Origin of the sequence: Streptomyces coeruleoprunus, from assembly GCF_039542925.1 — a bacterium.
Classification (GTDB): Bacteria; Actinomycetota; Actinomycetes; order Streptomycetales; family Streptomycetaceae; genus Streptomyces; species Streptomyces coeruleoprunus.
The window spans coordinates 7,308,976-7,327,470 of sequence record NZ_BAABIT010000001.1; the positions used below are offsets into that span (position 1 = coordinate 7,308,976).

General features: G+C 71.7%; 22 protein-coding genes and 1 pseudogene. 12 read left to right on the forward strand and 11 right to left on the reverse strand.

All coding sequences use genetic code 11. From position 1 onward, the window contains the following. Positions 1–18: 18 nt before the first annotated feature. Both ABEB09_RS32700 and ABEB09_RS32705 read right to left on the reverse strand, forming a co-directional pair. Complete coding sequence (locus ABEB09_RS32700; protein WP_345693532.1) at positions 19–300, reverse strand: hypothetical protein; 282 nt, start codon at positions 298–300, stop codon at positions 19–21. A gap of 154 nt (positions 301–454) precedes the next feature. Beyond that, a complete protein-coding gene (locus ABEB09_RS32705; protein WP_345693533.1) occupies positions 455–1,087 on the reverse strand; it encodes a TetR/AcrR family transcriptional regulator in 633 nt (210 codons plus the stop codon). Between the two features lie 149 nt (positions 1,088–1,236). Here ABEB09_RS32705 and ABEB09_RS32710 point away from each other — a divergent pair, with 149 nt between their 5' ends. Next, positions 1,237–1,653 (forward strand): DUF6463 family protein, encoded by a 417-nt coding sequence (locus ABEB09_RS32710; protein ID WP_345693534.1) that lies wholly within the window; start codon positions 1,237–1,239, stop codon positions 1,651–1,653. Positions 1,654–1,734: 81 nt separating this feature from the next. Here ABEB09_RS32710 and ABEB09_RS32715 read toward each other — a convergent pair whose 3' ends face one another. The 3 genes and pseudogenes from ABEB09_RS32715 to ABEB09_RS32725 all read right to left on the reverse strand — a co-directional run bounded on the left by ABEB09_RS32715 (position 1,735) and on the right by ABEB09_RS32725 (position 3,947). Continuing rightward, positions 1,735–2,043, reverse strand: a complete 309-nt coding sequence (locus ABEB09_RS32715; RefSeq protein ID WP_345693535.1) for an immunity 53 family protein — start codon at positions 2,041–2,043, stop codon at positions 1,735–1,737. Between the two features lie 53 nt (positions 2,044–2,096). After that, a pseudogene (locus tag ABEB09_RS32720) lies at positions 2,097–3,284 on the reverse strand (winged helix DNA-binding domain-containing protein). Between the two features lie 9 nt (positions 3,285–3,293). Then, the gene (locus ABEB09_RS32725) at positions 3,294–3,947 is read right to left on the reverse strand and encodes a TetR/AcrR family transcriptional regulator (RefSeq protein WP_345693536.1); all 654 of its coding nucleotides are present in this window, start codon (positions 3,945–3,947) and stop codon (positions 3,294–3,296) included. A gap of 246 nt (positions 3,948–4,193) precedes the next feature. On the opposite strand from ABEB09_RS32725, the gene ABEB09_RS32730 reads away from it, so the two are divergent. Both ABEB09_RS32730 and ABEB09_RS32735 read left to right on the forward strand, forming a co-directional pair. Next, the gene (locus ABEB09_RS32730; protein WP_345693537.1) at positions 4,194–4,688 is read left to right on the forward strand and encodes a VOC family protein; all 495 of its coding nucleotides are present in this window, start codon (positions 4,194–4,196) and stop codon (positions 4,686–4,688) included. 118 nt (positions 4,689–4,806) lie between these two features. After that, positions 4,807–5,526, forward strand: coding sequence for an NADPH-dependent F420 reductase (locus tag ABEB09_RS32735; RefSeq protein WP_345693538.1), 720 nt, complete (start codon positions 4,807–4,809; stop codon positions 5,524–5,526). 62 nt (positions 5,527–5,588) lie between these two features. On the opposite strand, the gene ABEB09_RS32740 is transcribed toward ABEB09_RS32735, so the two are convergent. The 3 genes from ABEB09_RS32740 to ABEB09_RS32750 all read right to left on the reverse strand — a co-directional run bounded on the left by ABEB09_RS32740 (position 5,589) and on the right by ABEB09_RS32750 (position 7,478). After that, positions 5,589–5,753, reverse strand: a complete 165-nt coding sequence (locus ABEB09_RS32740) for a hypothetical protein (protein WP_345693539.1) — start codon at positions 5,751–5,753, stop codon at positions 5,589–5,591. 54 nt (positions 5,754–5,807) lie between these two features. Next, positions 5,808–6,548 (reverse strand): DUF6193 family natural product biosynthesis protein, encoded by a 741-nt coding sequence (locus ABEB09_RS32745; protein WP_345693540.1) that lies wholly within the window; start codon positions 6,546–6,548, stop codon positions 5,808–5,810. 315 nt (positions 6,549–6,863) lie between these two features. Continuing rightward, positions 6,864–7,478 carry an RNA polymerase sigma factor gene (locus tag ABEB09_RS32750; RefSeq protein WP_345693541.1) on the reverse strand — a complete coding sequence of 205 codons (615 nt, stop codon included), beginning with the start codon at positions 7,476–7,478 and terminating at the stop codon, positions 6,864–6,866. 397 nt (positions 7,479–7,875) lie between these two features. Between ABEB09_RS32750 and ABEB09_RS32755 the strand changes: the two genes are divergently transcribed. Further along, positions 7,876–8,202 carry an anti-sigma factor family protein gene (locus ABEB09_RS32755; RefSeq protein ID WP_345693542.1) on the forward strand — a complete coding sequence of 109 codons (327 nt, stop codon included), beginning with the start codon at positions 7,876–7,878 and terminating at the stop codon, positions 8,200–8,202. 11 nt (positions 8,203–8,213) lie between these two features. Further along, complete coding sequence (locus ABEB09_RS32760; RefSeq protein ID WP_345693543.1) at positions 8,214–8,534, forward strand: DUF427 domain-containing protein; 321 nt, start codon at positions 8,214–8,216, stop codon at positions 8,532–8,534. A gap of 9 nt (positions 8,535–8,543) precedes the next feature. On the opposite strand, the gene ABEB09_RS32765 is transcribed toward ABEB09_RS32760, so the two are convergent. Beyond that, positions 8,544–9,197, reverse strand: a complete 654-nt coding sequence (locus ABEB09_RS32765; protein ID WP_345693544.1) for a CDP-alcohol phosphatidyltransferase family protein — start codon at positions 9,195–9,197, stop codon at positions 8,544–8,546. Positions 9,198–9,366: 169 nt separating this feature from the next. Between ABEB09_RS32765 and ABEB09_RS32770 the strand changes: the two genes are divergently transcribed. From ABEB09_RS32770 to ABEB09_RS32790, 5 genes are all read left to right on the forward strand, one after another. Next, positions 9,367–9,936 (forward strand): SRPBCC family protein, encoded by a 570-nt coding sequence (locus ABEB09_RS32770; protein ID WP_345693545.1) that lies wholly within the window; start codon positions 9,367–9,369, stop codon positions 9,934–9,936. 147 nt (positions 9,937–10,083) lie between these two features. Then, entirely contained in the window at positions 10,084–11,652 is a 1,569-nt protein-coding gene (locus ABEB09_RS32775; protein ID WP_345693546.1) for a radical SAM protein, read from the forward strand. After that, positions 11,649–12,479 carry a class I SAM-dependent methyltransferase gene (locus ABEB09_RS32780; RefSeq protein ID WP_345693547.1) on the forward strand — a complete coding sequence of 277 codons (831 nt, stop codon included), beginning with the start codon at positions 11,649–11,651 and terminating at the stop codon, positions 12,477–12,479. The genes ABEB09_RS32775 and ABEB09_RS32780 overlap by 4 nt, the downstream gene beginning before the upstream one ends. 88 nt (positions 12,480–12,567) lie before the next feature. Continuing rightward, positions 12,568–13,056 carry a hypothetical protein gene (locus ABEB09_RS32785; protein WP_345693548.1) on the forward strand — a complete coding sequence of 163 codons (489 nt, stop codon included), beginning with the start codon at positions 12,568–12,570 and terminating at the stop codon, positions 13,054–13,056. A gap of 176 nt (positions 13,057–13,232) precedes the next feature. Next, positions 13,233–13,931: a Crp/Fnr family transcriptional regulator gene (locus tag ABEB09_RS32790; protein ID WP_345693549.1), complete on the forward strand. Its 699-nt coding sequence runs from the start codon at positions 13,233–13,235 to the stop codon at positions 13,929–13,931. 136 nt (positions 13,932–14,067) lie between these two features. On the opposite strand, the gene ABEB09_RS32795 is transcribed toward ABEB09_RS32790, so the two are convergent. Both ABEB09_RS32795 and ABEB09_RS32800 read right to left on the reverse strand, forming a co-directional pair. Then, on the reverse strand, positions 14,068–14,844 hold the full coding sequence (locus tag ABEB09_RS32795) for a class I SAM-dependent methyltransferase (protein ID WP_345693550.1): 777 nt from the start codon (positions 14,842–14,844) through the stop codon (positions 14,068–14,070). Beyond that, positions 14,841–16,103, reverse strand: coding sequence for a cytochrome P450 family protein (locus ABEB09_RS32800; protein ID WP_345693551.1), 1,263 nt, complete (start codon positions 16,101–16,103; stop codon positions 14,841–14,843). The genes ABEB09_RS32795 and ABEB09_RS32800 overlap by 4 nt, the downstream gene beginning before the upstream one ends. A 204-nt stretch (positions 16,104–16,307) precedes the next feature. On the opposite strand from ABEB09_RS32800, the gene ABEB09_RS32805 reads away from it, so the two are divergent. Continuing rightward, entirely contained in the window at positions 16,308–17,510 is a 1,203-nt protein-coding gene (locus ABEB09_RS32805; RefSeq protein WP_345693552.1) for a cytochrome P450, read from the forward strand. Positions 17,511–17,908: 398 nt separating this feature from the next. Next, the gene (locus ABEB09_RS32810; RefSeq protein ID WP_345693553.1) at positions 17,909–18,451 is read left to right on the forward strand and encodes a YrhB domain-containing protein; all 543 of its coding nucleotides are present in this window, start codon (positions 17,909–17,911) and stop codon (positions 18,449–18,451) included. The last annotated feature ends 44 nt before the right edge of the window (positions 18,452–18,495 follow it).

Sequence of the window (18,495 nt, forward strand, 5' to 3'; positions counted from 1 at the left end):
CCCGCGGCCGGCTCACTGTCACTGCACGTCGCGGACGGCGAGGAGTTCCATCGCCGCTCCGGACGCTTCCCACAGCGGTGCAGCGGAGGAGCGCCGAGGGTCGGCTCGGTAGGCGGCGAAGTCCTCGTCGCTGGGAGAGCTCACGAGGTGGACTTCGGCACGATCGTCCAGAGTGCGCAGCCGCCGTTCGAGGCGTCCCCCGTGCTCGGCAAGGAGCGGAAGGACGGCGCTCTCGTATGCGTCGAACGCATCCAGGCGTCCCTCCGGTAGCCGTGCCAGCATCAGATAGGTGACGGCCATGGATTCCTCCCCGAGTGGTACGTGGCCACCAGCAGCCTCGCATCGAAACGCCGGAAAGACCCGAGGCGCCCACAGCGATCCAGCGGCGACCATGATCGTGCCCATGACATGCCCGGGCCAAGCCGCGGAGTGCAGGCCCTCGCATGGGGCTCCTTCACGGAGCACCGGCTTGGACGGCGGCCCCGGAAGGTCCGGAGCTGGTGAGGGCGAGTGCCGCGTCGAGAAGTGCGGAGGTCAGGACGGGCAGCTGCTCGGGGGATTCGGACAGCAGGAACAGCCAGGCGAAGACGGGGCCGACCAGCAGGGCGTTGAGGGCGGCCGGGTCGGGGCGGGTGGTGAGTTCGCCGCGTGCGGCCGCGCGGTCCAGGATCTCCGTGAGGGTCCGGCGCTGGGCTTCGAGGTACTTCCGGTCGAACCGGTCACGTAGCGCGGGGTCGGCGTGGATGTCGGCCAGCAGGCCCGGGATCGTCCCCTGCGGCGGGGTGGTCATGCTGTCCGCGATCTCGGCGAGCACGGCGGCCAGGTCGGCGCTGAGCGAGCCGTGGTCGGGTGCCACGGCCAGGAACTGATCCGGCAGCAGAACGTCGAAGATCATTTCTTGTTTGGTGGCGTGGCGCCGGTAGATCGCCGCTTTGCCCACACCCGCTCGCGCGGCCACCTCGGCCATCGTGAGCCCCATGTATCCCACCTCGGCCAGTAGCTCTTGAACGGCGGAGGCGATGGCGTCATCGACGCGGCTGTCCCGGGGGCGGCCCCCGTGGTTCCTGGCTTGCTTTCGCGCAGACATGGGTGCATCATACGAGACCGAGAGTATCGAAACCAATAGTTCCGGAACTGGTGGTCTCGTACTCCTCTGCAGCCGGGCAGCCGGGCAGGCGGGCGCACTGGTTGCACGGATGACGCGCTCCACATTGGCAACACCCTGGGAGGGTTCAGATGATCAAATGTGCCGGCTGGCTTTTTGTGCTCCTCGGAGCCGCGCACACGCTCCTCGCCCTGACGCTGGAGGGAGCGGCACGCCACGCGGGGGAGTGGTTCAGCGGGGCGCTGTGGGGCGCGGACTTCTCCGACATGAGCCCGGCCAACAGCGCGCTCTGGCTGTCTCTGGAGAGCTTCGGCCCACCGCTCATCGTGGTCGGCCTGATCGTCCTGTGGCTTGACCGCCGCGGCATCACTCCACCGCCGTTCATCGCGTGGACGCTGGGAATCTGGGGCGTGGTGGACGCCTTCATCCTCATCACCACGCCCTGGCCGCTCTTCCTGCTGGCGAACATCCTGCTGTTGGTCGGAGGCCGCCGCGCCGCCTCCCGCGCCAACCCGGCACCTCACGCCGACGCGACCCGGATGTTGTAGGAAACCGCGTGGCGGGCCGGCCATCCCCGGGCCCGGCGCGGGCGAGTCCGGAAGCGGCGGGAGGGCCGCCAGAAGCGGTACTCAAGGGGCACTTTCCGAAGTCCAGGCCCGGAACAGCGTGAGGGCCTCGGTCAGATTGCGGGGCCCGCATGCGATATGGAACGTCTTCTCCGACGTCCAGGCCATCACCCAGTCCTGGTCATCCCGGGTGACCTGGTGCCGGGGATACTCCCGGTCCGCCAAGTCCGTCTCCTCAAGGCTGATCTTGACGGTCCAGCCCGGGTTGTCGAGCGTGCCGATCGTCACGCCCCATTCGTGTTCCCAGTCCCCATCGCACTGTGAGGCGTACCAGTGCTGCAACCAGTCAAGGACGTGCTCGGCTTCGGACATGGACGCAGATGTTAAGCGAGCCGAGCGTGGTCCGAAGAACCCGGTGAACGGCACTATGCGGTGAGCTCGCGTTCGAGCGGGGTGCGGTAGGCGGGAGTGAAGCGGCGGTCGCCCAGGTAGGCGGTGAGGCGGTCGGCCTCGGCCTCGACAGCGGCTCGGGCGTCCCGGCCGGGGTCGGTGACCAGGCGCAGGGCGAGGGTGCCGTCACGGCGCTGGGCCCAGCCGCCGACGATCCGGCCGCCCCACCACACGGTGGGGCCGATGTTGCCCATGCGGTCGAAGAGCGCGCTCCGGTGGCCGGGGTCCAGGTAGAAGTCCCGGTCCCGCTAGCCCATGGGCGTCGGGTCCAGGGCGGGGAGCAGTACCGCCGAGGGCTCGTGTTCGTCGGCATCGCCCGCAGCGAGCGCGTCGAGGTCTTCCGCCCGTACGAAACCGGGGGCGTCGCGCTCGTCCAGGGCGACCTCGACCGCGCCGGCGTCCGCGAGAGCCGTGCGGGTGTCGGTGAGGGTCCAGCCGGTCCACCACTTGAGGTCGGCGAGCGTGCCGGGCCCGAAGGCGCCCAGCCAGTGGCGGGCGAGGCCCGCGCGGGCCTGCCGGGCGGGGAGTGCGGCCGGCGCGGGGGCAGGGGCCCAGGCGTACTGGTTGCTGGTCCAGCCGCCCCGGCGGCTGCCGCGTACGATCCGGCCCTCGGCGGCGAGTACGAAGAGCACCTCGGAGGCGATGCTGCGCCGCGACTCGTACGGCTTGCCCGGGGAGACGACGATCTGCCGCTCCAGGCCCGGGACGGCGGCCGCCAGTTCGGCGGTGCTCGCCTCTCCCCGCTCCCGGAGAGCCTCCAGCGCGGCCTCGCCGACCTTTTCCAGCCACGCGGCGTCGCCGAGACCGGTCTGCTCCAGCCGGCGCAGCAGGTCCTTGGTCCGGGCGGCGGCCTGGGGGCGGCCGGCCGCGGCGAGCATCACCGGCGCCAGGGCCGTCGGCACGACGAAGAGGGTGCAGCGCATCGCCGTCATCCGCAGCAGCGACCCCGGCTCGCACAGCGCGGGCTCGACGTCCTCGTGGCGGGCGTCGTGGAGGCGGGCGGCGACCGAGAGATGGACGGTCGCCGGGTCGGTGGCGTGCAGCGCCAGGACGGCCTCGGCCACGCCTCGCACGCTCGCCGCCCGGTGCTCGGGCCCGAGGAGGTGGCGGCGGGCGAGGAGGGCACGGCGCTGGGTGTCCGTGACGCGGGGGATGGTGCTCATGGGCGGCCTTCAGCTGTCCTGGCCGACGGCGGCGGCAGCATGCGCCGATGCCGTGGGTGCCGCAGGCGCCGGGGAGGCGGTCGCGGGCAGGTCCGGGTTCGGAGCGAGGACGCGGCGCAGGATCGCCTCGACCTCGGCGCGCGAAGGCGGAGTACTGCCGGCCAGACCGTGCAGGGTCAGGCCGTTGGTGGCGACAGCCGCGGCGCGCGCGGTGAGCGGGTCGACGTACGGCAGGAGGGCTGTGACGCTCAGCTCGATGTACTGGTCGGCGATCGGGCGCAGCGCGGGGCGGCGCAGGGCGGCCAGGTACAGCTCGAACTCCACGACCTGCGCGTCCCGCTGCGGACCGAAACAGCTCATCAGCACGTCGGTCAGCAGCACGGTGAGCTGCTCGGGCGTGAGGTCGGGGCGCTGGGCGACCCAGTCGTCGAGGTAGGCGGCGTAGCGCTCCACGGATCGCCGGAGGGCCGCGGCGATGAGGTCGTCCTTGGTGGCGAAGTGGTAGGTCGTCGCGCCGAGCGGGACGCCCGCCTCCTCCGCGACCGCGCGGTGGGTCAGCCCCTCGATGCCGCGCTCGGCGATGACCTTCTCGGTCGCGGCCGCGATCTCCTCGATCCGCCGCTGCGGGTCCCGCCGACGCCTGGGTGAGCCCTGAGTGGCCATGACCGTGTCCTCCGCTGTCGTTTCACCGTACACCTCGAACTCGTACAGTACGAATGTACCAAGATTGGCGCGAGCTCGCTCGGTCGGGTGCGGCGGAGAGAAGGTGTGGGAATGCTGCCATATATCCCCTCTCGGGGGTCTCGCGGGGGCGAGGTGAGGCCGCGCCCATGCTCATGACCAGCGAAGTTATGTCCGATTTGCCCACACCTCTCGACATGCTTACAGTACTGATGTACTACTTGAAGGGTGACGGAGTACCGGCCGGAGCGCCGGCTCCACCAGACCGCCCACGCGGTACTCCACCCACCCCCACCCCCACCCGAGGAGAAGACCGTGGCCTTCGCCCCCTGCATCAGCGTCCGCGACACCGCGGCGAGCATCGCGTTCTACGAGAATCTGGGCTTCGACGTGGACTCCAGCACCGCCCGCCCCGGCGACGACCTCCATCTGCTGCTCCACCAGGGCGAGTTCTGCGCGATGATCTACAGCAACGGGGACCTGAAGAACTGGTTGCCCGTCCTGGCCGACACCCCCATCGGCTTCGCCGGGATGTTCTACCTCGGCGTGGACGACCTGGACGCGGCCTACCAGCACATCTCCCGTCACGCCGAGATCGTCAAGCCCCTCACCGACCACCACGGACAGCGGATGTTCTACTTCCGCGACCCGGACGGCTACGTCATCGGCGTCAACGACAGGAACCTGCTCAAGGCGAGCGACGACCTCGCCGAGCACGCCTGAGAACCGCCGACCCGCCTCACCGGCCCGGCCCGTGGAAGACCCCCATGAACGGCTACGTCATCGGCGTCACCGGCAAGACCCGGCACTGACCACCCCACCCCGACAAGGAGATACCCCCATGAAGATCACCGTTCTCGGCACCGGTGGCGGCGGCCGCGCCCACACCGCCAAGCTCCTCGAGCTCGGCCACGAGGTGTACGTCGGCACCCGCGACCCCGAGGCCACGCTGGCCCGCACCGAGCCCGACATGATGGGCAACCCGCCCTACGGGCAGTGGCTCGCCCAGCACCCGGGCGTCACCCTGCTGCCCTTCGGCGAGGCCGCGGCCGCTGCCGACGAGCTGGTGATCAACGGCATCGACGGCCACAACGCCCGCGCCGCCCTGGCCGCCATCGCCGACGACCTCGTGGGCAAGGTGCTGATCGACTACGCCGTCCCCTACATCTACCGGCACGAGACCGAGCACCCCTGGCCCACTCCGTGGGGCGTGATGCCGAAGCTCGACCCGTGCGACACCGACAGCCTCGCCGAGCAGATCCAGCGGGCCCTGCCGGACACCAAGGTCGTCAAGTCCTTCGTCACGCAGGAGCAGACCACTGTCGTGAACCCCAAGTCCGTCGGCGGCGGCGACCACACCATGTTCGTCGCCGGCGACCACGCCGACGCCAAGCGGGCCGCCACCGAGCTGCTCAAGGCGTACGGCTGGACCGACATCCTGGACCTCGGCCCGCTGGTCTGTGCCCGCGGCATGGAGATGTACGCCCACATGCACTCCGCCATCGCCTTCGGCCTCGGCCAGCAGTTCGGCGGCCACTTCGGGGTCAAGGTCGTCCGCTGACCGTCGGTCCGCCCGGAGGCCCTGCTCTGTGACCAGGACCTCCGCAGCGAGCGGAAGCGCCGTCAGGCGTACTGCTGGGACTTGCCGCACCGCGCGCGGTCGTCGGCGCGGACGTGGGAGACGCAGGAGGCCGTACGCGCCCGCACCGAGCGGCGGATGCGGTCGCCGTTGGCATACCACTCACCGATCTGATCGACGGGTTCGAGCGACGAATCCGTCCGGGTCACGTGATCGCCCGTGTGTCCCGCGCTGTCGCCCGGCCGCCGCTCGCCGGACGGGGGTCATCCACCGACCGCGGTCGGGCCGAGGTCGGGCGGCAGATGGCGCACGGCCATCGCCACGGCCTCCTGCGCCGTGGCGAACAGGCCGAGGTCCGGAGTGATGAAGCCCATCCCCACCCCGTACATGCCGTCGCTCCCCGCGGTCAGGCACGGTCCGACGACGGTCAGCTGCGGGCGGGTGGTGGTGGAGAAGCGCAGCGCCCAGTGGCTCGTGAACGGGTAGAGGGCGCGCAGCGCCGGCTCGGCGTGCGCCGCCTCGATCAGGGCCTGGTACGTCCCCTGCCAGGCGTACTCCAGTTCGCTCGCCTCCCGGCGCAAGCCCTGCCACTCGGATTCCGTCAGGCGCGCGGGATCGTGGTCGGGCACCTCGAACCGGCCGGTCAGGTGCACGAAGGGTGCCGCCCGGCGGATGTCGTCCAGGGCCGCCCCGTCGTGCCAGGCTCGTGCGGCTCTGGCGACCTCCGCCAAGTCGTCCGTCGTGCCGTCGATGAGGGACAGCCTCTGGATCGGCTCCGTGCCGTCGACCGACCACCGCCGCTCGTACCGCCGTGCGCTGATCCGCAGCGGCTCGCGGTGCGCCAGGGTGCTGGCGACGGTCGCGTGCAGCAGCGGAGCGGAGGCCGGCGAGGTGACGGGGACATCGCGGAGGCGGCCTGCCGCCGCGGCCCGGAGCGCTGCGGCGAGGCTGCCGCAGGCGGCGACGTCGGGGTACAGGACGGTGAGATCAGGAGTGGACGGCACGGCACCTGATTGTGCCCGAGCCACGGATCCCAAAGGGCGGCAGGATGGTTCAGCGACGGCCGTCCTCCTCCTCGCCATGCGACGCCGCACCCACTGAACACCGCAGCGTCCCGCTCCAGCAGCCGTCGCAGCCGTGCCATGTCGACGACGCCGCGGTTCGGCGTCGTACATGCACGGACCGGTTCCCAGCGCCGCTGTCGCGTTACGCGGGCACGCTTTCGCGGCGGTGCTTCACCAGGCCCATCAGTCGTGCCATGGCGTACATCGGAGGCGCGGCCCTGCGGACGTCTCGTCGGGCCGTGGGCCCCGAGATGGTCAGCATGCGGTCCATTTCCGCGATGCCGCGGAACATGGGCACCGCATGTCCCTGGTGTTCACGCGACGGAGAGCGTCCGGACAGCGCGTCCTCCAGGGCTGCCCGCAGGATCGCCTCGCGGTCGTCGGACCAGAGGATCCGGAAGCCGACCCGGCCGTCCACCCCCATGAGGTAGGCCGCGTTCGGCTTGGGGTCGAGCACGCGGTGGAGCGTGCCGTCGACGTCGTCGACAGCGGCAGCGCGCAGAGGGCCTCGTCGACCACTTCGTCGAACGCCTCGCCGACCACGATCTCTTCCGCCGACCCACTGGCGCCCGTGGTGCTGAGCCGGTCGAGGTCGGTGTCCGGGTCGTCCAGGAGATGCGGACGGCGCCGGCGGTGCCGGTTGATCTCGGCCCGCCGCATGATCGTCAGCAGCCAGGCGCGGGGGTGCTGCCCGTCGAACCGGTCGATGGACCGGTAGGCCCGCAGCAGGGTGTCCTGCACCAGGTCCTCGGCGTCGGCGGGCTGCGCGGTCAGCGTCATCGCCACCCGCAACAGCACCTCCACCTCGGGCAGCACATAGGCGGCGAACGCCTTGCCCCGAGGGTCCGCCGGGCCGGGCGGTGCGGTCACGTCTTCTTCCACATCGCGGAAACCACCTGTCGGGCCGCCCACATTCCATGTCCTCCCTCGCCCGGGAATCCCGCCCGCTGAAGCACCGTGGTGACAGCTTCCCGTCCCTGGTGACAGGGCCACGGCCGACGCACCGCGCCGAGCGGGTGCACGGCCTTCGGCAGTGATCGAGTACCCCGTGCATCGACGCTCGCCGAGACCGGCGCAGGGCGTCGCGCCGGCCCGGACGAGCGGGCCGCGACCGCCATCGGCGACCCGGCCGGCGCGGCCGGCGAGACGCGGCCCGCACCGGCCGGCGTCCGGCTTCCGGTCGACGGGCGGTTGCCGGGAAAAGGGCCCTAGGTCCCACCGGGCACTCCATGGGAATTGCGGGCGTCCGGCTCCGGGTTTGCGGTGCATGACGAAACCGCGCATCGCCGGGCTGCGCCGGTTGTGGGCGGAGTGCCGGAAGAAGCCACGGCATGGACGCCTGCGCGGTGCCGTGGAGGCGTACGCCGACGGGGAGCTCACCGGTGCGCACCGGACGCGGGTGGCCGCGCACGTCGCCGGTTGCCGGGCGTGCAGCGGATCCCTGCAGACTCTACGGCTGATCAAAGCCTCGCTGCGGGGCGGACCCGGACGCATGCCCGCATCGTCCCGGCCGTGGCGTTCGCGCCGTGACGGTGACCTCGTCGGCCGTGTGAAGGCCGACGACACGGCCGAGCACGGTCCCTCTTCACGGTGAGGAGAAACGCCATGCTGCGTGCGATGTGGAACGGCGCAGTGATCGCGGAGACTCCGCGCACGGTGATCGTCGAGGGCAACCACTACTTCCCGCCCGAGTCGCTCGACCGGCGGTACCTCATGCCGAGCAGGACCAGGTCACTGTGCTTCTGGAAAGGAGTGGCCCGCTACTACAGCCTCCGGGTCGACGGGCTGACCAATCCGGATGCGGCCTGGTACTACCCCAGGCCCACCCCCCTGGCCCGGAGGATCAAGGATCATGTGGCGTTCTGGCGGGGCGTGCGGGTGGAGGGGACGCCCGAACCGGATCAGCCCGGGGACGGCAGGCGCTGACCGGGACGGTCAGCGCCGGGTGAGGCGGCGGAGCGCGACGACGGCCTGGAGGACGGCGGCGGGCCGCAGCAGGACGGGCCGGGGCCGTTCGGGCACGGTTCCGTGGCGCAGCGCGAGGCCGGTGAGGGTGACGACGGGAAGCGACCAGGCGGCGACCGCTGCCGCCCGTACCGTGCGGCTCGGTTCATGGCGCAGGGTGAGCCAGGTCCAGTAGGCGGCGTCGGCGAAGCTGTCGGCGTAGTCCCCGAAGGGGGAGGTGGTGCCCTGCCGGCGGGCGAGGCGTCCGTCGGCGAGGTCGAGGCCGACGGCCAGCACCCCGGACGCGCGGCCGGCTCCGCCGGGCAGGGCGGGGAGGTTGGCGCGCAGGAGCGTCAGGACGTCCGCCCCGGACAGGCGCGTGCGGTGCTCCAGCAGCCCCAGGTGCAGCACGGCCAGTGCCCAGCTCGTGGTCACCCAGCGCCGGCCGGGCCGTCTGCCGGCCGCGACGGCGTACAAGGCGCCGTGCAGGGCCGTCAGCTCGGCCAGGGCGCGTGGGCGCCGGACGGCCTGGACCAGGGAACGGCGGGTGGCGCGCCCGAGGAAGCAGGCGACCGCTGCCGGGGTGAAGCGCCCATGACGCAGACCGGCCAGGAGCGCGTTCGTGGCGGCGCGGCTGTCGGTCATCCCGGATACGTACTCCACATTCCTCCGTCCTCCACAAGGTGGTGGCGCTCAGGGCCTCAGGGTAGGGCGCGACACGCCGGGAGGACGGTGAACGCGCTCACCGACCGGCGGGGCCGCCCGGCCTAGCGTCGACCAGGACAAGGGACGAACGCGTGGAGAGGTCCGGGCGATGGTGTGGATCGGTGCCCTGGCGGCTGCGACCGTCGCGGGCGGGAGCGCGGCGGCCGGGTACCTGGGGCTGGTGAGCGGGGCGCTGCCCCTGGACCTGGGGGTCGGGCGGCGACGTCGGGCGCTGGGGCCGCAGACCATGGACGTCGCGGCGCCGCGCGAGGTGGTGTTCGACATCATCGCCCAGCCGTACCTGGGCCGGGCCACGCGGGCGATGCGGGAGAAGGTCCAGGTGCTGGAGCGGGGCTCCGACATGGTGCTCGCCGCCCATCACACCCCGGTCGCGGGTGGACGGCTGACGGCGACGACGGTGGAGACGGTGCGGTTCACCCGCCCGGAGCGGGTCGACTTCCGCCTGGTGCGGGGTCCGGTCCCCGCCGTCACCGAGTCGTTCACGCTCGACGAGCACGAGTCCGGTACGCGGTTGGTGTACGAGGGCGAACTCGCCACCGACCTGTGGCGAGCCGGGCAGTGGTGGGGCGGCCTGGTCGCCCCACGGTGGGAGGCGACCGTCGCCGCGTCCCTCGCAGCGGTCCGCCAAGAGGCCGAGCGACGCTCGGCGCAGCCCTGAGCGTGAACGCCCGGCCCCGGCGGCACCCGACGGGAGGACGGCCGTCACCTGTCCGGGCCGGGCCCGGCCGCACGGAGAAACGCCCGGCCGCACGAAGAAGTGCCGGGCCGATGACGGGTTGCAGCCCTGTGGGAGAGGAGTTCTTCGATGACCCAAGCACCGGCGCCGAGGCGCAAGGTGGACCGTGACGAGGTGTTCGTGGAGTTCACCAAGTCGATCTGCCCGATGTGCAAGACGCCGATCGACGCTCAGGTCAACATCCGCGACGACAAGGTGTATCTGCGCAAGCGGTGCCGCGAGCACGGCGAGTTCGAGGCGCTGGTGTACGGGGACGCCGAGGAGTACCTGGCCTCGGCCCGGTTCAACAAGCCGGGGACCATTCCGCTCGCGTTCCAGACCGACGTGCGGGACGGCTGCCCGTTGGACTGCGGGCTGTGCCCGGAACACAAGCAGCACGCCTGCCTGGGCATCATCGAGGTCAACACGGGCTGCAACCTGGACTGCCCCGTCTGCTTCGCCGACTCCGGCCACCAGCCCGACGGCTACGCCATCACCCACGAGCAGTGCGAGCGGATGCTCGACGCGTTCGTGGAGTCCGAGGGCGAGGCGGAGGTGGTGATGTTCTCCGGCGGCGAGCCCACCATCCACAAGCACATCCTCGACTTCATCGACCTCGCCCAGGCCCGCCCGATCAGGAACGTCACGCTCAACACCAACGGCATCCGCCTGGCCACCGACAAGAACTTCGTCGCCCAGCTCGGCGAACGCAACCACGTGCCGGGCAGGTCGGTGAACGTCTACCTCCAGTTCGACGGCTTCGACGAACGCACCCACCGGGAGATCCGGGGCCGGGACCTGCGCGACGTCAAGCGGCGGGCCCTGGACAACTGCGCGGAGGCCGGCCTCACCGTCACCCTGGTCGCCGCCGTGGAGCGGGGCCTGAACGAGCACGAACTCGGCGCGATCATCGAGTACGGCATCGACCACCCCGCCGTACGCTCGGTGGCGTTCCAGCCGGTCACCCACTCCGGCCGGCACGTGGAATTCGACCCGCTGAACCGGCTCACCAACCCCGACGTCATCCGGCTCATCACCGAACAGCGGCCCACCTGGTTCCAGAAGGGCGACTTCTTCCCCGTACCGTGCTGCTTCCCGACCTGCCGCTCCGTCACCTACCTCCTGGTGGACGGAAAGCCCGGGAACCGTACCGTCGTCCCCGTCCCGCGGCTGCTCGACGTCGAGGAGTACCTGGACTACGTCACCAACCGCGTGCTGCCCGACGTCGGGATCCGCGAGGCCCTGGAGAAACTGTGGTCGGCCTCCGCCTTCATGGGGACGGAGACGACCCAGGAGAAACTGCGGGCCACCGCCGAGGCCCTGGACTGCGCGGACACCTGCGGCATCGACCTGCCAGAGGTCGTGAAGGACCTGGACGACAAGGCGTTCATGATCGTCGTGCAGGACTTCCAGGACCCCTACACCCTCAACGTCAAGCAGCTGATGAAGTGCTGCGTCGAGGAGATCACCCCCGACGGGCGGCTCATCCCGTTCTGCGCCTACAACTCCGTCGGCTACCGGGAGCAGGTCCGCGCGCAGATGTCGGGCGTGCCCGTCGCTCCCGTCGCCCCCAACGCCCTGCCGCTCGCGCACCGCCTCACCGACACCCCGTACGGATCGAAGACCGCCCGCACCGTGGAAGGGGAAGGCATCTCATGAGCAGGCCTCCCACGGGCGAGCAGCTGAAGGCGTGCTGCGCCGCCGCGTACTCCTCCGACGCCGTCGCTCTGCTGCTCGGCGACTCCTACCACCCCGGCGGCACCGCCCTGACCCGCCGCCTCGCCGGCGCCCTGGCTCTGGGGCCGGACAGCCGCGTCCTCGACGTCGCCTCCGGACGCGGTACCACCGCCCTGCTCCTGGCCACCGTCCACGGCGCCGAGGTCGACGCGGTGGACTACTCCGCCGCCAACACCGCCCTCGCGCAGGGCGCCGCCCAGGCCGCCGGACTCACGGGCAAGGCGCGCTTCACCACGGGGGACGCCGAACACCTTCCCTACCCCGACAGCACCTTCGACGCGGCGGTGTGCGAGTGCGCCCTGTGCACCTTCCCCGACAAGGCACGGGCAGCCCAGGAGTTCGCCCGCGTCCTCAAGCCCGGCGGTCGGCTCGGTATCACGGACGTGACCGTCGACCCCACCCGGCTCCCGCCCGAACTCACCGGACCGGGTGCCCGCATCGCCTGCGTCGCCGACGCCCGGCCCCTGGACGAGTACGTCGGGATTCTCTCCGCGGCAGGGTTGCGCACCGTCCGCACCGAGCGCCACGACCACGCCATGACCCGCATGATCGACCAGATCGAGGCGCGGCTGAACCTGCTCCGCATCACCGCGCCGGACAGGCTCATCGACGCCGGTGTCGGCCTCGACGTCGCCCCCGCCGTCCTCACAGCGGCACGCGGCGCCGTCGCGGAGGGGGTGCTCGGCTACGCCCTGCTGATCGCGGAGCGCACACCCGGCGGGGCCGCAATCCGCGCTACCGACGCGTAGGTAAGGGCGGTCACATACCTGCGGGTGCCGGGAGATCTAGCGTCGGCAGCGTAAGCGACAGAAGAACCCGGCAGAGGGAATGATCACTATGGTCACCGCAGCACATGTATCCCCCAGGACCGCCGCCATCCCGGTCCACGCCGTCCGGGGCGCCGCGGCCGGACTGGTCGGTGGTCTCGGCTTCGGCATCTGGATGTCGGTCTCCCGGCCGGTGATGGACACCGCGATGATCACCATGGTCGCCGGACTCCTCGGATCCACCAACGCCTTCGTGGGCTGGCTCATCCACCTCGCGATCGCGCTGTTCGCCGGCATCAGCTTCGGCGTGCTGCTCGGGCAGCTCGCCCGGCGCCTCGTGCCCGCTGTCGTCCTCGGCCTGGCCTATGGCGCCGTGTGGTGGTTCGTGGGCGCCCTGTGGATCATGCCGGCCAACATGGGCATGCCCGTCTTCGTATGGAACGACGTCACCGCCTCCAGCCTCGGCGGCCACCTCGTCTTCGGCCTCCTCGCCGGAATCACCTTCTCCTTGATGGCTCGGGCGATGGGCGCCAAGGGGACGGACCGGACCGCGGGATGACGTCGACACCGCCCGCGTCGAACCCTGGTCCCTGCTCGCCGCTCCGGGGCGCGGAACCTCCCGTCGGCACCCCGGACGACTACTGTCTGACCAGCAGCGCGGGCGCGCTGGCCACACCGCGGTGGGGCGCGGCGCCCCCGCCCTGGGCGCCAGGACGACGCGAGGAACCACACCACATGAACCACACCGGTGACGACGACAAGACCTGGTGCATCTCCGAGATCGACATCTTCCGCGATCTGAGCGAAGCGGAGATGGACGCCATCGCCGACGCTGCGCCCATGAAGACGTACACCGCCGGCGAGCTGCTCTACTCGCCGTCCCAGCCCTCCGAGGTGCTGTTCATCCTCAAGAAGGGGCGCGTCCGCATCTTCCGCGTCTCCACCGACGGCCGCGCCCTGACCTGCGCCATCATCAGCCCCGGCACCATCTTCGGAGAGATGGCGCTGCTCGGGCAGCGGATGTACGACAACTTCGCCGAAGCCCTCGACGACGTCACCGTCTGCGTCATGAGCCGCGCCGACGTCCACCGCTTCCTGCTCTCCGACGCCCGTATCTCCGCACGCATCACCGAGATCCTCGGCCGCCGCCTGACCGACCTCGAACAGCGCCTGTCCGACAGCGTCTTCAAATCCGTGCCCCAGCGCATCGCCACCACCCTGCTCACCCTCGTCGCCGACACCCGGCCACGGGTGCTCGGTGCGCGCGGCCCGCAGATCGCGCTGACCCACCAGCAGATCGCCGCCCTCGCCGGCACCTCCCGCGAAACCACCACGAAGGTCCTGCGCGATTTCGCCGACCAGCACCTGATCCGCCTCGCCCGGGGCCGTATCACGGTCCTCGACATGGAACGGCTCGCCGACCACGCGGGCTGAGGACGGCGAAGCGCCTGCGCCGCGGGCCGTGTCGCCCCCGCCCTCAGGGGTGACACGGGGACGGCCGGGCCCCGACGGGACGGACCGTGGTCGCGCGGACGGGACGCCGCCAGGTCCGTCCTTCGGGTGGACGGCGCTATTCCTGGCCGCCCGGGCCCCGGCGGCGGAAGAGCATCACGAAGTCGGCCATCTCCCGCACCCGCGGGACGTCCGGATCCGGCAGGGCGCGGAGCCGTTCGCACGCTTCCGCCACGAGGCCCAGGTCCTCCTCGCGCACCTGCCAGGCCCCGGTGAAGAGCCGGCCGCCTGCCAGGGACCGGGCCATCTGGTGCGGGGAGACCCGGAAGGTGGTGGGCCGTTCGCTCGCCGTACCCTCGAAGAGCAGGTCGCGCGCGGCGGCGAGCGGGGCGAGGTGCCGGGGGTCGTCCTGGCGGGAGCCGTCCGGGTCCAGCCGGTCCTCCAGCGCGTTCACGATGCGGCCGATGTCGTCCGTGGGGCGCCCGCCCCGGGCCGGGATGACCAGGTAGCGGCCGCCGGGCCGCAGCACCCGCGCCGCCTCGGCGAAGACGGCCCGCGGGTCGGGGCCGGCGTGCAGCAGCCAGGTCGAGACGGCCTGCGCCACCGACGCCGTACGGACCGGCAGCCGGCCCGCGTCACCGACCGCCACCCGGGCGCCGAGCCGGTCGCGGGCGTGGGCGAGCATGCCGGGGGACAGGTCGACGCCGTACACCCGGTGGCCGCGCGCGGTCAGCTCGGCCGCCACGATCCCGGTGCCGACGCCGATGTCGAGCACCGGCTCGGCCGGGTCGAGCAGCGGCGCCAGTTGCCCGGCGAAGACGGCCGCGCGGGCGGTGCCGCCTCGCGACGGGTCGTAGGTGGGGGCGATGGCGTCGAACGGCGCGCTGCGGCTCATGGGCGGCGCCCCGCTCCCGCCCGCGCGCCGACCGGCGACGCCGGCGTGAAGGAGACCGGCAGGGTCGCCATGCCGCGCAGGATGCCCTCCCGCCGGGTCAGGTCCTCGTCCGGGTCGGTCAGCCGCAGGTCCGGGAAGCGGCGCAGCAGCGTCCCGATGGCGATCCGCGCCTCGGCGCGCGCCAGCGGGGCACCGAGACAGAAGTGCACCCCGTGACCGAAGGCGAGCTGCTGCGGCACCTCCCGGCGGGCCACGTCGAGGATGTCCGGCCGGTCGTAGCGGGCCGGGTCACGGTTGGCCGCGGCGAGCCCGATGATGATCATCTCGCCGGCCGGTACGGTGACGCCGCCGATCTCGTACGGGTCCACGGTGAACCTCGCGACCCCGCGGCTCACCGGGCCCTCGTAGCGCAGCAGCTCCTCGATCGCGCCAGGCAGCAGCGAGGGGTCGTCGCGCAGCGCGGCGAACTGGCCGGGGTGGCGCAGCAGCGCGTGCACGCCATTGGCGATGAGGCCGGCCGTCGTCTCGTGTCCGGCGAGCGTCAACAGGATGGCCATCGCGGTGAGTTCACGGTCGGTGATCCGCTCCTCGGCCTGCGCCGCGCACAGTGCGCTCAGCAGGTCGTCGCGGGGTTCCTTCTTGCGCAGGGCGATCAACGGCTCGTAGAACTCGGTCAGTTCGGCCCGCGCACGGGCTCCCTTCGCGAGCCGCTCCGGGGTGTTGGGCGGCATGATGAGCCCGACCGCCAGCTTGGCGAAATCGGGCTGCCCCTCGTCCGGGATACCGATCAGCTCGGCGAGCACCGCCATCGGCAGCGGCAGGGCGAACTCGGCGACCAGATCGGCCGTCCCCCGGGCGGCGAAGGCGTCCAGATGGGCGTCGGTGAGCTCCTGGATGCGCGGGGCCAGCGCCTCGATCCGGCGGGCGGTGAAGGCCTTGGACACCAGGTTGCGCAGCCGGGTGTGGTCCGAACCGTCCGCCACCAGCATGCTGGCCATCAGGACGTTGGTGCGCTCCTGGTGGGCCATCTCCTCGGCCAGGCCGTTCACCCCGGCGGGGCTGCTGCTGAGCCGTGGATCGGTGAGCGCCGCCACCGCCTCGTCGTAGCCCGTGACCATCCACACTTCAAGAGTGGGATTCAGCCGAACCCGCTGCACCACCCCGTGCTTCCTGATCCGCTCGAACAGCGGGTAGGGATCCGGCTGTTGAGCGACGTTCAGTGGCACATCGTGGACGATCGTCCGACCTTGCTCCGACATCCGTTACTCCCCGTGAGCGTGGGAAAGATCCGTGGCACGTAGTCATACCAGCCACGGAAGTTGCGTGGTAGCGTCACCGACGATCAGCACGGAGAATTGCCCGCGGAAGGGCGTGGCCCACCGGCGAATCGTTTCCTCCGCACCGCTCAACCGGAAGCATTTACGGCCTCAACCAGGCCCTTCTGCGCAGGGGGAGACGTTTTCGTGGATCCAGCGGATCAGACGGCGACAGCCGATCCGATACTCGACCTGGCCCGGCCGTCGGTCCTCCGCAACCCCTACCCGGCATATGCCCGGTTGCGTGAAAACACCCCCGTCTTCTGGCACGAACCGCTCGGCTCCTGGGTCCTCACCCGGCACGCCGACTGCCTCGCCGTCCTCACCGACAGCACCCGCTTCGCCTCCGACTGGCGCCGAGCCGGCGAGGACATCCCGGCGCCGCTGCTGAGCGTCCAGACCCTCGACCCGCCCGAACACACCGCCATCCGGCACCTGTTGCTCGACGGCTTCCGCGCCCAGGACCGCCGGGCGCTGCACGACGCGCTCGACCACCAGGTCAAGGAGCTCTTCGCCGAGCTGGCCCGACGGCCCTCCTTCGACCTCGTCGGCGAGCTCGCCGAACCGCTCGCCCTGCGCTTCGTCACCACCTTCCTCGGCGTACCCGCCCCCGACCTGGCGTGGTTCGTCCCCATGTCCCGCACCGTCGTCGACGGCATGGACGCGGGCCTGTGGCCCGAGAAGCACGAACCGGCCGTCGCCGCCCGCGCCGAACTCGCCGACTACGCCGGCGGCTGGCTCGCCGACCCGCCCGAGAACGGCCTCATCGGCTACGTCGCCGCCCACGCCGACGACAGCGGCGTCGACCCGGCGGTGCTGCGCAACAGCCTGCGCGCCGTCCTCCACGCCGGCTACGAATCGGCCTCCCGCCTGCTCGGCAACGCCGCAGCCGCCCTGCTCACCACGCCCGGCGCACCGGCCGCCTTCCGGGACGCGGGCCCGGCCACCGCCGTCGACGAACTCATCCGCTACGACGCACCCGTCCAGGCCGACGCCCGGGTCTGCGTCGACGACACCGAACTGGGCGGCGTCACCATCAAGGCGGGCGACCCGGTCACCCTGCTTCTCGGAGCGGCCAACCACGACCCGGTCCGCTTCACCCACCCCTCAGAGCTGCGACTCGACCGCGCCCCGAACCCGCACCTCGGGTTCGGCCGCGGGGCCCATGCCTGCCTGGGCGCTTCCATGGCGATCCGGCTCGCCGGATCGGTCCTCGGGACCCTCGCCACGGACCACCCCGGGGCACGGGCGGTCGCGGAACCACATCACCGGCGCAACCTCACCCTGCGCGGCCTCGACCGCTTCGAGGTGACGCTGCGCCCTTCAGCGGGGGAGGAGGTACGGACATGAAGTACTGGCACTGAGAACGAGCAACGCGGTGCCGCCCACGCGAGACGCGGGACGCGGGCACCGCGCCGTGAACCGGGGCCCCCGACGCGCGGCCGCGCGCCCGGGGGCCACCGGCCGGGGTATCGGGGGCCCAGCAGCAACGGGCCCCGCCCTGCTCACCACGCCGGCCGAGGCCGGTACGGCCGTGTCGGGACGGGCCGAACCGCAACAACGCGGTCGGGCCGCTGCCCGTCAAGAGCACCCTGACCGCCGTGGTGTGGCTGCCGACCCGCCGCGTCATTCGGGAGTTGGCCGGGGTGAGCAGCCCCCGGCGCAACGGCAGGCGGACATGGTCGCCGCGGGCGCGGCGGCGACGGCGTCGGCTACGGAAAGCCGGTTGACCCCTGGTGGATGATGAGATGGTGATCTCCAAGGAGCGCGCCGTCGAGCTCGTCGAATCCTTCCTGGCCACAGAGCGGCTGACGTGGTCATGGGAGGGGCCGGCCCCCGAGCTGGCCGTCTACCACGTGGAGGAACACGCGGTCGGCTGGCTCGCCTTCTGGAACACGGCGGAGTACGCCCGCACCGGAGGCGTGCGCGGCAACCTCATGGGCGGCGGCCACTGCTTGGTGGACCGGCACGACGGGAGCATCCACTACATCCCCGACGCCTGGTGGTCGGAGGAGGGCTGGGAGGAGCACTACCTCCTGCAGACCAAGGGCATAAGACCGCCCGACCCACTCGCCTCCGCCGTTCGCGCGCTCGTCCACTCCGTCGGCGTCGTGGCCGCGATGACCCACCTGCGCAAGCAGGCCCCGCGACTGAGCCCGCAGGAAGCGAAGGCCTACGTCACCAGCGTTCGGGACGGTGCCGAACCACCGGAAGAGCTGGCCAGTCTTACCCGGGAGGAGCCGAAGTGGCCGCCTCTGCCCGTCGAAAGGCTGGCTGGTCCGCTCCGGTAGAGGTCTGGCTGAGGAGTCGATTGCCGATCCTCACGGGGAGATGA